Genomic DNA, 13,414 nt, shown 5'->3' with positions numbered 1-13,414 from the left:
AACCGGGGGCAGTCAATGAAACACAAGCAGGAACTGCCCTCGAAAATATGCCCGGTTTGCGGGCGCCCCTTTACCTGGCGGCGCAAGTGGAAACACTGCTGGCACAACGTGCGCTACTGCAGTGAGCGCTGCCGTCGGCAGCGCCGGAAGATAACTGCGGAGGCGCAGTGAAACTGATCTGGTTTCTCAACAATCTTCGAAGCCACGACAATGAAGCATTAACGCGCGCCTGTGCAGAGAGCAGCGACTCACCCGTGGTCGCGCTCTACTGCTTTGATCCCCAGTTTTACGTCCCTGATCCCTACGGATTTCCGCGCACCGGTAAATTCCGCGCACACTTTCTCCTGCAGAGCCTGGAAGACCTGAGGCAACAGCTGGCAAACGTCAACATCCCTCTGCTGGTTGTGCACGGCGCGCCGGTGGACACCATACCGCCGCTGGTCGCCGAGCGCGGTATTACCGATATTTACCTGCAACAGGAGTGGACCCGCGATGAGCGCAACGCGTTGCAGTCACTGCGCGCTACGCCAGCACTGGATTCGGTTGCCATACACGCATCCTACGATCAGTTTCTGATTCATCCCGACGATCTCCCTTTTGCCGAGCTGAGCGATGTTCCCGAGGTGTTCACCGAATTCCGCAAAACCACGGAGGAGACACTACCGGTCCGCGAGCCCCTGCCAACACCCGCCCCGCGCCCCGCAGCGAATCTCACCGCCATTAGAGACACCACCGACTTCCCTAGTATCGAGGCACTCGGGCTGGCGCCACCGGTGCCCGACCCGCGCAGCGCTTTCCCGTTTGCCGGGGGCAGCACCTCCGGACACCAGCGAATTCGCGACTATTTCTGGCACAGCGAAAATATCACCCGCTACAAACACACCCGTAACGGCCTGCTAGGCACCGAGTACAGCAGCAAGCTGTCTCCGTGGCTCGCCAACGGCAGCCTGTCGGCGCGCGAAGTCTTCAGGCAGCTGAAAGCCTTTGAGCGGGATGTCAAAGCCAATGAAGACACCTACTGGCTACTGTTCGAGCTGCTGTGGCGCGACTATTTCAAATATATCTCGCTCAAGCACGGCGATCGCATATTCGCCCTGAGCGGCATCCGCAATCGGGCGTACCCGTGGCATCTGGATAGGGAAAAACTCAAGGAGTGGATTGAGGGGCGCACACCCTATGACTTCGTTAACGCCAATATGCGGGAATTCGCGGCCACCGGCTGGATGAGCAATCGCGGCCGTCAGAATGTGGCGAGCTACTGGGCGCGCGAGCTGCAGCAGGACTGGCGTGCCGGCGCGGCCTGGTTTGAGAGCCAATTGATCGATTTCGACGTACATAGCAACTACGGCAACTGGATCTACAACAGTGGCGTCGGCAACGATCCCCGCGACCGTCACTTCAACATCCCGCTGCAGGCAGAGAAATACGATCCGGATGGCGCATACCGTCGACTATGGCTGGCGGATGCCACCAAACAGTAACCGGATGTTCAAAGAGAGCGAGAGATTCCGTTGAAAACCCTGAGACTGATCCTTGGCGATCAGCTGAATCACAAACACTCCTGGTACCACAACGATGATAAAGACACCCTGTACTTTATCGCCGAGATGCGGCAGGAGACCGACTACGTCAAACACCATATCCAGAAAATAGTGGCATTCTTTGAGGCCATGGAAGCCTTTGCCGACTGGCTGCGCGCGCGCGGCAAGCAGGTGGTCTACTACCGTCTGGACGACAAACAAAATACCCAGAAACTGGGTACCAATATTGCCGCGCTGATCAAAAAGTACGGAATTGAGAAATTCGAATACCAGCTGCCCGATGAATACCGCCTCGACCAGCAACTGCAACAACTGGCAGACGACCTGAGTATCGACAGCGAGGCCTTTGACAGTGAGCACTTCCTCACTACCCGCAACGAACTTGCGGAATTCTTCAAAGATAAAAACACCCTGTTGATGGAGAGCTTCTATCGTCACATGCGGCGCAAGCACGACGTGCTGATGGAGGGCGAAAAGCCCAGCGGGGGCAAGTGGAACTTCGATGAGAGCAACCGCAAGAAGTGGAAGGGCCAACCGGTGATACCCCACGAAAAGGGATTCCGCAAGGATGTGCGCGAAACCCTGGCGCGTATTGAACAGGGCGGGGTAAAAACCTTCGGCAATATCGACCCGCAACAATTCAACTGGCCCACTACCCGGGAAGACAGCCTGAAGGTCTTGCGCTATTTCTGCGAGCACCTGCTGGTGCACTTCGGCGATTACCAGGATGCGATGGACCCGCAGCAGGCTTACCTGTTCCACAGCCGGCTTAGCTTTGCCATGAACAGCAAGCTGCTGCACCCCATGGAAGTGATCCAGGCAGTGATCGCGCACTGGCAGGCCAACCGCTCCAGCATATCCATCAACGAGGTGGAAGGTTTCGTACGGCAGATTCTTGGCTGGCGGGAGTATATGCGCGGGGTTTACTGGCGCGAGATGCCCGGCTACGCCCGCTGCAACCGCCTGCAGAACCGCAACGACCTGCCGGACTTCTACTGGACCGCCGACACGCGGATGAACTGCCTGCACCACGCCATCCGCAACAGTCTCGAGCACGCCTACGCCCACCACATCCAGCGCCTGATGATCACCGGAAATTTTGCCCTGCTTACCCAGGTGCACCCGGATCAGGTGGATGCCTGGTACCTGGGGATCTACATCGACGCCATCGAGTGGGTGGAAATCACCAACACCCGCGGCATGAGCCAGTTCGCCGACGGCGGCCTGGTGGCGACCAAGCCGTATATTTCCAGTGGCAGCTACATCCAGAAAATGAGCAATTACTGCGCCGACTGCCACTACAAGGTCAAGGAGAAAACCGGAGACGAGGCCTGTCCGTTCAACAGCCTTTACTGGCACTTTCTGGCGGAAAAGCGCGCGCACTTCGACGGCAACCCGCGTATGGCGATGATGTTGAGCTTGCTGGATAAAATGGATGGCGATGAGCTGGAGGCGCTTTCTGCGCGGGCCAGGCAGATTATTCGCAACCCGGACGCATTTTAGCCACCCCCAGGCACAGCCCACTCTGTGGTGCCTTCGGTTTATTTCGCCAGATGGCGGCGGTATCCTTGCGCCTTTCTATTGACCCTCCGGTTGCCAGCCCCTCTCCCCGAGGCGGGCGCCGGCGTTGGCAAAGCTGGCTGTTATGACGCACTCCAACCTCCAAATTCCCGGCTACCAGGTACACGGCCCCATCGGCCAGGGTGGCATGGCTTCGGTCTACCTGGCGACGCAGGAATCCCTGAATCGCAAGGTAGCCATCAAGGTACTGCGTAACAGCAACGACGCTCAGTTCAATGAACGCTTCATCAACGAAGCGCATTTCATTGCCAGCCTCAACAACCCGCACATCATCACCATCCACGATATCTCGACACTGGCCAACGGCGACTACTACATCGCCATGGAATTTCTCGACGGCGGCGACCTGAGCGAAAACCGCGAGCACTTCAGCGAACCCGCCGCAATCCTGAAGCTGATCCGGCAGATCGCCCAGGGGCTGGCGGTAGTACACGCAAAGGGGATCATCCACCGGGACGTGAAGCCGGCAAATATCCTGATGCGCAAGGACGGCACGGCGGTGCTGACCGATTTTGGTATCGCCAAGGATGTGGACAACAATTCCGACCTGACCATGGCCGGGCACAGCCTGGGCAGCCCCTCCTACAGCAGTCCGGAGCAGGCCCAGGGCCAGTCGCTGGACGTCACCACGGATATCTACGGCCTCGGCGTCATCCTGCTGGAGCTGCTGCTGGGTCACAACCCGTTCAAGGGCAACACCCATACCAGCACCGCGATCAACCATATCCAGCAGGCACTGCCGGCGCTGCCCGCAGAGTTCGCCTACCTGAAACCGCTGCTGGATCGCATGCTCGCCAAACGCCCGCAGGATCGCTTCCAGTCCTGCGAGGAACTCGTGGCAGCTATCGACCCGCTGCTCGATCCCGAAGCCACCGTGACCCGCCCCGCGGCCGCGCGCCCGCTTCAATCCCTACTGCCGAGGAAACTGCCGCGCCTGCTGCTGCCTGCGCTCGGCCTGGTGGCGGTGATCGCTACGGTCTTCGCGCTCACCTACCAGAGTGAAACCGAACGCGAGATCAATCGTTTACTGCAACAGGCGGAACTCGGGCTCGAAGAGGGCCGCCTGATCGCCCCGGAGCAGGACAACGCGCGCTACTACTACCGCCAGGTGCTGTTGCTGGAGCAGGACAACCGCGAGGCGCACGAAGGCCTGGAGCGGGTCACGGAGATTCAGGTACAGGACTATGTAACCCGTGGTGCGGAAGCTCTGGAGCGCGGCAACCTCACCAAGCCGCGGGACAAAAACGCCCTGCACTACTACCGCACCGCACTGGTCCTGGATGAAGACAACCCGCAAGCGCTGGCGGGTATCGAGCAGCTGGCGACAGAATACGCCCGGCGCGCCCGCGCCCACGTGCTGGAAGGTGACCTCGACCGCGCCCACCGCGACACCAATACCGGCCTCGGCATCCAGCCGGACAACACCGAGCTGCTGGAACTGCGTACGGAAATCGACGCTAAAATGCCCGCCGCGAAAAAACTGATTCGCGATGTGTTCGGCAAGATCCGTAAGACTATCGACGGCGACGGTTAAACGACAAACTGTCGCCCTATTTCCGCTCCCCTCCCCGTTCGCACCCCAACACAGCTATAACTTGGCAATACACTGTTGGGGTGGTGAACGGATAATGACGCGTATTGGTTTCGCGCTGCTAAAACGCAGCCTTCTGGTATTCACCGTGGTATGCGCCATGGTATCGACACTGACTGCGAACGGAGTTTCTGCGGCGGTAGCTATCGAAGGCAAAGTGGAGGCGCTCGCAAAGCCCGTGTCTGCGGCGGCAGTCACCTTGTGGTGGGCAGGCCCGGGCCCCGCGAAGCAACTCGCCCAGACAAAAACCGATAACGACGGCCGGTTTACGCTCCGCGCTGACACAGCCAACAGCGACAAGGGAGTTTTCTACGTGACCTCCGTGGGCGGCGAAGGCCAAACCACTGCGCAGCAATCACCCGGGGATGCGCTCCAGCTAATGGCGATTCTCGGTACCGAACCACCCTCGCGGGTGACTATCAACGAACGCACCACCATCGCCTCAGTGTGGACCGCTGCGCAATTCCTCAAGCAACAGCAACTCGCGGGCCACGCGCTCGGCTTGAAAATCGCCGCGGGCAATGTTCCCAACCTGGTAAATCTGGAAACCGGCGGGCTGGGGCCGGTGATCCAGGATCCACTGAACAGCTCCCAGACTCCCACCCTAGCCCGGCTCAATACCCTGAGTATTCTGCTGTCGGGCTGCGCGCAGTCGCGAAGCAACTGCCAGAAGCTGTTTGCGGCGGCGACACCGCCGGGTGGTGCGGCACCCGACAACACCCTGAGCGCGGCGCAGAATATCGCCCGCTACCCGTGGCACAACGCAAAGCCACTGTTCGCGTTGCTCGACAGTTTTTACCCGGTACCCGCCGGCAAGCGCTGGCGCGACACACCGATCATCCCCTATCTCAATTTCGCCCCCAGTGCATGGACACTTTCGCTGGTGTATTCCGGTGGCGGGCTCAATTCCCTGGGCGGGATTGCCATCGATCGCGAAGGCAATATGTGGGCAGACGACAATTTTCTGGTGGGGGCACAATCGACGATTTTTGCCGGCTTTGGCGGCGGCCTCTCCAAGCTCGCACCGAATGGAAAACCACTCTCACCCATGACCACAGGCTATCGCGGTGGTGGTATCGACGGACCGGGATTCGGTATTGCGCTTTCCGCTGACAACAAGGTCTGGGCCACCAGTCTCGCGGGTAAAAATATTTCGGTATTCGATTTGACCGGTAAGCCCCTGTCCCCGGAAAGCGGTTATGACTTCGACGGCAAACTGGGGGCCATGCAGGGCATTATCGCCACACCCGCTGGCGATATATGGGCGCTGGATAACGGCCGCGACCAGATCGTACACCTGCCCGGTGGCGACGCCAGCAAGGGGCGCATTCTCGGCGGTGCCGGCAAGTCGACGGATAACGCACTCGAGCTCAAGGCGCCATTTCACCTGGCGGTCGACCAGCAGGATCGCATCTGGGTTACCAACAGCGGCAGCGACACCGTGACGCGCTTCCCCACCGGCGATCCGGGCAAGGCCGAGCAGTTCAAAGTAGGCTTCGCCCCCCGCGCCATTGCCATCGACAGCCGCGGCAATGCCTGGGTTGCGAACACCGTCGGCCACCCGACAAGCAGAGAGAAGCTGGCGTTTATCGAGGCAAAACTCAAAGCCAAAGCGGAAAGCCACAAGAAAGGGATCTCTGAAGAACAGAAGGCCGCCAGGGAGTGGATCGATCTTTACGAAATCATTACCCGCTTTCCGGGCGGCACGGTTTCATGGCTGGGTCCCGATGGCAAAACCCTGGGAACCTTCGACGGCAACAAGAGCCTCATCGGCGCCTGGGGGATTGCCATCGACGGCAACGACAACGTGTGGGTGGCGAATTCAACCGGCAGGTCCATCAGCCAGTTGTGCGGCGTGCGCACGGATACCTGCCCACCCGGGTTTACAACCGGGCAGGCAATTTCACCCAAGTCCGGGTATATCGGCGGCCTGCAGATCGTCACCGATGTGGCGGTGGATCCGGCAGGCAATGTATGGGTTGCGAACAACTGGGACAGGCCCGATGAGGGCTTCAAGCAGACACCGGATGAAGCCCTGTCCACCCGCTTCGGCGGTAACGGCGCCGTGGTCTTTTTTGGTCTCGCCGCACCCGTGAAAACCCCGCTGATCGGTCCTGTACAGCCGCCATTTGCGATGGGAAAACTCTGATGGTGCCAGCGCAGGTCTAGACTGGAGGAAATTGAAGTACACCGGGCCGGGAAATCCAATGAATAATCTTCTGAAACTGGCGCTCAGCTTTCTGTTTTTAGTGCATTCACTGTTAGCATCCGCTGCGGAAACCGCGGACACCATATTCCACAATGGCACCATCATCACCATCAATGACACACAGCCCGAAGCAGAGGCGATCGCTATCAGGGATGGCAAAATTATCGCGGTGGGTAAACGTGCGGAGGTTTTCAAGAGCGCGAGTTCCGACACTCAGAAAGTCGATCTGGCCGGTAAAACCATGTTGCCCGGTTTTTTCGATTCTCACGGCCACGCCTGGATGATCGGCTTCCAGTCGCTTACCGCCAATCTGCTGCCACCTCCAGATGGCAATGGCAAGAATATGGCCTCGCTCATCAAGCTGTTGCAGGACTGGGCGGCCGCCAACCAGAAAGCAGTCAAGCAGCTCGGCTGGATCGTCGGCTTCGGCTATGACAACTCACAACTCGCGGAACAGCGTCACCCGACGCGCCGGGATCTCGACAAGGTCTCCACGGATATCCCCATTCTGATCGTGCACCAGTCGGGGCACCTTGGAGTGGCCAATTCAAAAGCGCTGGAAATCGCCGGTATCTCGCCCGACACGGAAAATCCGGACGGTGGAGTGTTCCAGCGCGAAGCTGACGGCAAGACGCCCAGTGGCGTTGCCGAAGAATATGCATTCTTTCAACTTATCGGCGCCTTTGGAAAATCGCTGAACAAGGATGTAAATGATCTGTTTGCCATAGAAGGTACCAAGCTGCTCGCCTCCTTTGGATACACGACCGCGCAGGAGGGGCGTGCCACCCAAGCATCCCTCAATGCGTTAAAACGGGTCGCAGAAAACGGAGCGTTGAAAATTGATGTGGTCGTATACCCCGATATCCTCGAGGTCGCGGACATACACCCGGAACGGGAATACCGCCACCGGCTGCGAGTCGGTGGCGCCAAGCTAACGATTGACGGATCACCGCAGGGTAAAACCGCATGGTTAACCAGGCCCTACTTCAAACCGCCACCGGGGCAAGACAAGGATTACCGAGGTTATGCGGCGATTACCGATCAGCAGGCGATGGACGCCGTGGCCAAAGCCTATGCCCACGACTGGCAAATTATCGTTCACACAAATGGCGATGCAGCCATTGATCTCTTGATCAAGGCCGTAAAAGCGGCCGAGGCCAAATACCCCAAGGTGAAAAATCGCCCCGTGATGATTCACGGACAAACCCTGCGCCGGGATCAAGTGGACAAAATCAAGGCGCTGGGAATCTTTCCCTCCCTGTTTCCGATGCACACCTTTTACTGGGGCGACTACCATCGGGAATCGGTGCTGGGCCCGGAGCGTGCAGAAAACATCTCCCCCACCGGCTGGGTCCTTGAACAGAACATGATGTTTGGTACCCACCACGATGCGCCGGTGGCACTACCGGACTCTATGCGCGTTCTCTCGGCCACCGTTACCCGCCGCACCCGCAGCGGAAAGATTCTTGGGGCAAAGCATCGCGTTCCCGTCGCCACCGCGCTCAAAGCCATGACATTGTGGCCAGCTTGGCAGCACTTTGAAGAAGACCGCAAAGGCTCGATAGAAGTGGGGAAACTGGCGGACCTGATCGTACTCTCGGAAAACCCGTTAACGGTCCCGGAGGAACAGCTGGACGATCTGGAGATACTGGAAACCTACAAGGAAGGCATACTGGTATACCGGCGCGGCGAACAATCCGCAGCAGCGCCATCACCCGCCATGTTCGGTCTCACGTTGCGGGGTTCTGTTGATCGCCATAAATCTGCTCGGGAAAACAATCACCTTCATGGCGACGGGTGCTTTAACGATGCCCTCGGTTTAATACTGCAAGCGCTCGAGCAGGTATCGCCAAGTTCGCGCTGATAGAAGAGCGCCATCAATCAAACATCTTGCGCAGGGAGCGCTCGATCTGGCCGCCACAGTAACCGCGTCCCCAGTGCTCCCGCTGCTGTGCCAGGAACCCGGCAATCCTTGTCCGCTTCTCGATACGGCGGCAAAGCGCAGCGATCTTCGGTGCATGTTCTCCGAGATCAGTTTCCAGTGACGGGAATGCATGGATCATGGTGCCGAACAGCGCGGTGATTGCGATATCGGCAACGGAGATTCTCGAGCCGAGCAGAAACCCCTTGTCGTCCTTGAGCCCGTGCGCGCGGCCGGTCTGTTCGAATACCTGCATCCAGTCCGGCAGGCGGGCGTAGCGGAACTGCTCCCAGGCCTCTTTTTCCCACATCTGCATGCCGTTGTAGTTGGTGATCTCCATCAGCACGTCGTTGCAATCGAGGATGGTTTTCAGCCCGAGGGTTTGGGTCTCAGTGCGCTTGGGCAGATAGTCATACTTCCGCGCCAGATGCATCAGGATCGCGGGCATCTGCGCAATGGTCTTCTTGGTCGCGCAGTCGTACAGGAAGGGCGGCGCCATGCCCGGGTTCTGCATCTTCAGACACTTGTCCGGGTAGAGCTCAGCGGCATCGCGCCGCTGGTAGCTGGCCCCCACCTCGTGCAGGAGCATCTCGATGAAGACCCCGCGAAATGGCAGGTCCCAGTAGTAGAGTCTGTATTCCGGCATCCCGCCACCCCTTCCTTTCCCATACCCTCGGCCGATACACGCAGCTTAGATGGCGAGGGCCCGCGCCACGAAAACGTAGACGCATTCACTGTCCGTTCAGACGACACTTGTTAGGATTCATGCCATTCATCAAACACTGAACAATGAATGAGCGGGGATACCCAGCCATGAAATACCTCACAACCGCCGTCGCCGCCCTTTTGTGCGGCGCTCTCTCCACCAGCGTCTTCGCCGAACCGCCCGAAGGCCGCGGCTGGAAGAAGCACAAGAAGCATCACCGGTATGAGCACAAGGAAGAATACTGGGACGGCAACTGCAAGGTGGAGCGCAAGTGGAAGCGCAATGGCGACTATGAGGAAGAGCGTAAATGCCGGGCGCCCCGCGACTACGGCCACCGTCACCACGACCACGGCACCCGCGTGGTGGTACTGCCGCCCTGGTTTGACCAGCGGGCCCCGGAACCGGAATACCGCCCGGAGTGGCGTCCAGCACCGCCGCCCCAGCACACCACCGTGTCCCGCTGTAACAGCGACAAGGTCGGTAGCGTACTGGGCGGCCTGATTGGCGGTGTGATCGGACACCAGATTGGCGACGGCCGCGGCAACACCGCAGCCACGATTGGTGGCGCCATCGCCGGCGTTCTGGTGGGTGGCAAGATCGGTCGCCAGATGGACCAGCGCAACCAGGCGTGTGTAGGACAGGTACTGGAGTTTGCCCCCGAGGGCGAACGCGTTACCTGGCAGAATTCCCAGAACAACGTGAACTACGCGGTAACCCCCGGTGCCTTCGAGCGTCGCGGCGATCAGTACTGCCGTTCATTCACCACCGAGGTGTACGGTTCTGCCGACAACCAGAGCACCCAGAGCTTTGCCTGCCGCCGCGCGGATGGCAGCTGGGTTCCCGCCGGCTGACCCTACGGCCAGGTTATCAAGTGCCGCAGCCACTGCCCGTGGCTGCGGACACTAAACACGACTCCTTTTATCCCCCAAAGATCACCGCGTCCGGAATCTTGTAGCGCTCCGGCCCGACGCGAATCAGATAATTATCTTCCACCCGTTCCACATTGAATTTTCGATCCCCCTCCGCTTCCGCAGTATCGGCGCCCATCGCGACCCCCATCCTGAAAAAAAGCGCCCTCTTCTGGCCGTCCGGACGAGTGATCACCACCGTGGCAAACCCACCACCCGCTCGCGCCACACCAAAATCACACCACTGATCGCCGCAGGGGACCTTGCCTGTGGCATCGAACTCCCCTTTACCCGCACGCAGTGCAGAGTTATCAGTACCTGCGGGCATGGATCCATTGGGGGCTATCGCGGGCGTCAGGTAATCTGCGGCTACGTAGCCAACGGGACCACCGCCAAACCGCTGTGTTTGACACCAGAGCTGTCCATCATTCGTTTCACAGCCGAGATTATCGAGACGCTCGCCATTGGCGAAGCGGCCCAAAATACTGGCAGAGGTAGAGGCCTCTGATCGCAGATTCAGCCCGGAGGGAGCACCTGTCACCTCCCATACTCGCGGTCCGCCATTCTCGACACTCGCTTTGGGGGGAATCGGGTCAAATATGTAGATTCCCGCATCTGCCATCAGGCTCAACGAGAGTCGGCCATCGCGGATCACATATCCCCGTAACATCGGAGCCTCTTTCGCAAACTTGCCACCCAGATTATTACCGGGGCAAAGCGCAAGTGTTGCAGCCACAGGGCCCAACTGGATTTGGCCACTGGAAGAGTCCGTCGAAGGTTTGACCTTCCAGGTTGCGCTACCACGGTTGCAATCGAGGAGCATGCTCACAGTGCCATCGGCGCCGAATCGAATCTGGACACTGCGTGGCGTCTCAGGCTTCAGCGTACCGATCTTGTCACTCATCGAGCGAAATTCAGACAAGCGCCACGAGGTTTCTTCTAGTGTACTTCCATATCCAATCACCGGAACCATCAGAAATAAGGCGAGATATTTCCGTAAAGATTTTCGAATTTTAGAAGACGTGAATTGGATAAAGTTTTGCCTCTGTTTTTTTCGCACATTAAGACTCATCAGGTCGGACACTGGTTACCGACTCGCGAAATTGCTTCGGACTGATACCAAACTGCTGATGAAAGCGACGGCTGAAATGGCTCAGATGGCGGTAACCGAGGTCAAAGCATACTCGCGTCACGGTCTCCCCTCGCTTCAGCCGTTCCTTCGCCGTCTGCATACGCAGGTGCTGTTGGAACTCCGCCGGGGTACACCCCAAGTGTTTTTTAAACTCGCTGTAAAAACGGCTGCGACTCATGCAGGCGATACGGCTTAAATGATCGATATCCAGCGGCTGATCCAGCCTCGACTGAACCTGGTGTAGCGCCGCGCCCAGGCCATTTACTTCCGGATTATTTTCACAGACCTTCAACAGGAAGGTGCGCATCTGCTCGCGCAACATACGCACCACCAATTCACTCACCCCGAGATCCACCAAGAAATCCCGGTCACTGGAGTTCTCTGTAAAGGTGGTCACCAGCCGCTGCAATAGCGCCTGGGTTGCCTGGCTGTGCTGGGTATGGATCAGGTTATCCGGACGAAAACGCCAGTCCTCGAATTCCGTCTGTACCGTCTGCGTGCCGTTCAGTTTCTCGCAGATACTTTCCACCCGTTCGCGGGCGATTTCGATGGTGAGGCAGGAGGTGGGGTTTTCCAGACGGGCGTCGGGAAAATCGATATGTACCTGTTCCCCGGGCGCCATCACAAAAGATTCCTGGGGAAGAAATTCGGCGCGGTAATTTTTCGCCGCGTGCATGATCTTGCGACCGCTAATCATGCCGCAATACAGCAGCTCGCCGGAGGACAGCCCGACCCGCTCTGCGGGCAGGTAGGTATCGTAGATACTGAGTTCGGAGCTGGGGCCTGCGAACGAGACGCGATTTTCCACCAGCTCCCGCGGATTTTCTCGACCGCGGATAGCCATTCCAGTCATGGATTTCTTTTTAGTTATTGTTGCTCTGATTCTTTCGTGCTGTGGCGGGTCTCTGGATTCAGGATCAAGTGATCTGTACTCAGAGGAAAGCCTGCACTGCCCGAAAGCCCTATTTTTTCATTGCTCAAACCAAAAAAGCCGGGCGTTGACCCGACTTGAAAGACTACTCCCGGTACTGGCAGATAACAACGCCCGAGGGAGCAGAACAACAAAATAACTATTCCCAAGAGGAAAAAAGCGATGATCTATGCACAACCCGGAAAGGACGGCGCGCTGGTGAACTTCAAGCCGCGCTACGAAAACTTTATCGGCGGTGAATGGGTGGCCCCGGTGGAAGGCGACTATATGGAAAACATCTCCCCGGTCACCGGCGAGGCCTTCTGCGAGGTGCCGCGCTCCGGCGCCGCAGACATCGAGCTGGCGCTGGATGCCGCACACGCCGCCAAGACCGCGTGGGGCAAGACCGCAGCCGCGGAGCGCGCCAATGTTCTGTTGCGGATTGCCGATCGCATGGAGCAGAACCTCGAGTTGCTCGCGGTGGCAGAGACCTGGGACAACGGCAAGGCCGTGCGCGAGACCATCGCCGCCGACATCCCCCTGTGCGTGGATCATTTTCGTTATTTCGCCGGTTGCCTGCGCTCACAGGAGGGCAGCATGGCGGAGCTGGATGAGCACACGGTGTCATACCACCTGCACGAACCGCTGGGCGTGGTGGGCCAGATCATCCCGTGGAATTTCCCGCTGCTGATGGCCGCGTGGAAACTGGGACCGGCACTGGCCGCGGGCAACTGTGTGGTACTGAAACCCGCAGAACAAACCCCGGCCTCCATCCTGGTGCTGATAGAACTGATCGGCGACCTGCTGCCCGCGGGAGTATTGAACATCGTCAATGGCATCGGCGAAGAAGCCGGCCAGGCGCTGGCGAGCAGCAACCGAATCGCCAAGATCGCCTTTACCGGCTCCACCGCCGTG

11 protein-coding genes are annotated in these 13,414 nt (G+C 58.8%); 8 read left to right on the top strand and 3 right to left on the bottom strand.

The window, feature by feature from the left end; all coding sequences use genetic code 11:
• Positions 1-15: 15 nt before the first annotated feature.
• The 6 genes from B4U49_RS15360 (at position 16) to B4U49_RS15335 (ending at position 8,786) form a co-directional block, all read left to right on the top strand.
• Positions 16-171, top strand: coding sequence for a DUF2256 domain-containing protein (locus B4U49_RS15360; RefSeq protein ID WP_078085489.1), 156 nt, complete (start codon positions 16-18; stop codon positions 169-171).
• Positions 168-1,481 (top strand): DASH family cryptochrome, encoded by a 1,314-nt coding sequence (locus B4U49_RS15355; RefSeq protein WP_078085488.1) that lies wholly within the window; start codon positions 168-170, stop codon positions 1,479-1,481. Before B4U49_RS15360 ends, B4U49_RS15355 begins: the two co-directional genes overlap by 4 nt.
• 30 nt (positions 1,482-1,511) lie before the next feature.
• Positions 1,512-3,044, top strand: coding sequence for a cryptochrome/photolyase family protein (locus B4U49_RS15350; RefSeq protein ID WP_078085487.1), 1,533 nt, complete (start codon positions 1,512-1,514; stop codon positions 3,042-3,044).
• Positions 3,045-3,186: 142 nt separating this feature from the next.
• The gene (locus B4U49_RS15345; protein ID WP_078085486.1) at positions 3,187-4,656 is read left to right on the top strand and encodes a serine/threonine-protein kinase; all 1,470 of its coding nucleotides are present in this window, start codon (positions 3,187-3,189) and stop codon (positions 4,654-4,656) included.
• A 94-nt stretch (positions 4,657-4,750) separates the two neighbouring features.
• Complete coding sequence (locus B4U49_RS15340; protein ID WP_078085485.1) at positions 4,751-6,862, top strand: Vgb family protein; 2,112 nt, start codon at positions 4,751-4,753, stop codon at positions 6,860-6,862.
• Positions 6,863-6,920: 58 nt separating this feature from the next.
• Positions 6,921-8,786, top strand: coding sequence for an amidohydrolase (locus B4U49_RS15335; protein WP_078085484.1), 1,866 nt, complete (start codon positions 6,921-6,923; stop codon positions 8,784-8,786).
• Positions 8,787-8,799: 13 nt separating this feature from the next.
• On the opposite strand, the gene B4U49_RS15330 is transcribed toward B4U49_RS15335, so the two are convergent.
• Positions 8,800-9,489 carry a glutathione S-transferase gene (locus B4U49_RS15330; protein WP_078085483.1) on the bottom strand — a complete coding sequence of 230 codons (690 nt, stop codon included), beginning with the start codon at positions 9,487-9,489 and terminating at the stop codon, positions 8,800-8,802.
• Positions 9,490-9,656: 167 nt separating this feature from the next.
• On the opposite strand from B4U49_RS15330, the gene B4U49_RS15325 reads away from it, so the two are divergent.
• Positions 9,657-10,400 carry a glycine zipper 2TM domain-containing protein gene (locus B4U49_RS15325; protein WP_158078639.1) on the top strand — a complete coding sequence of 248 codons (744 nt, stop codon included), beginning with the start codon at positions 9,657-9,659 and terminating at the stop codon, positions 10,398-10,400.
• A gap of 67 nt (positions 10,401-10,467) precedes the next feature.
• Here the strand turns inward: B4U49_RS15325 and B4U49_RS15320 are convergent, their stop codons facing one another.
• Complete coding sequence (locus B4U49_RS15320) at positions 10,468-11,541, bottom strand: SH3 domain-containing protein (protein ID WP_143735693.1); 1,074 nt, start codon at positions 11,539-11,541, stop codon at positions 10,468-10,470.
• Positions 11,519-12,442, bottom strand: a complete 924-nt coding sequence (locus B4U49_RS15315) for a helix-turn-helix domain-containing protein (protein WP_078085480.1) — start codon at positions 12,440-12,442, stop codon at positions 11,519-11,521. The genes B4U49_RS15320 and B4U49_RS15315 overlap by 23 nt, the downstream gene beginning before the upstream one ends.
• A gap of 240 nt (positions 12,443-12,682) precedes the next feature.
• Between B4U49_RS15315 and B4U49_RS15310 the strand changes: the two genes are divergently transcribed.
• On the top strand, positions 12,683-13,414 hold a 732-nt coding region (locus B4U49_RS15310), incomplete at its 3' end, for an aldehyde dehydrogenase family protein (RefSeq protein ID WP_143735692.1).

It is taken from the genome of Microbulbifer mangrovi (assembly GCF_002009015.1).
In the GTDB taxonomy this organism is placed as follows: domain Bacteria; phylum Pseudomonadota; class Gammaproteobacteria; order Pseudomonadales; family Cellvibrionaceae; genus Microbulbifer; species Microbulbifer mangrovi.
The sequence above is the reverse complement of the archived record's forward strand: the minus strand, read 5'-3'. Positions and strand labels throughout refer to the sequence as shown.